This is a genomic window from Pseudomonas sp. 2822-17, from assembly GCF_002742485.1.
Classification (GTDB): Bacteria; Pseudomonadota; Gammaproteobacteria; order Pseudomonadales; family Pseudomonadaceae; genus Aquipseudomonas; species Aquipseudomonas cyclaminis.
Map to the genome: position 1 here is coordinate 1 of NZ_LJRZ01000928.1, position 236 is coordinate 236.

At 38.6% G+C, this 236-nt stretch carries 1 protein-coding gene; it reads right to left on the reverse strand.

What is annotated here, in order from left to right:
- The coding region (locus AOA60_RS31320; RefSeq protein ID WP_178075442.1) for a BCCT family transporter at positions 1-236 on the reverse strand (236 nt) is incomplete at both ends.

Genomic DNA, 236 nt, shown 5'->3' on the forward strand with positions numbered 1-236 from the left:
CTCCTGGCCCTGTTGGAGGAGCATAAAAATGATACATTGGTTCAGCAACACCCCAAAATACTAGTCCTATCCCCATGCCTGCTGTGAAAAGAAATGCAAACCAAGTTAGATAATTATATTCAGGCTTATCCTCTGGTTTTCCTAATTTAACTTTACCAAAGGGACTAAAGATGAGATAAATACAGAATAATAGAAAGCTTGAAGCGGCTAAGAGATAGAACCACCCAAATTGTTCA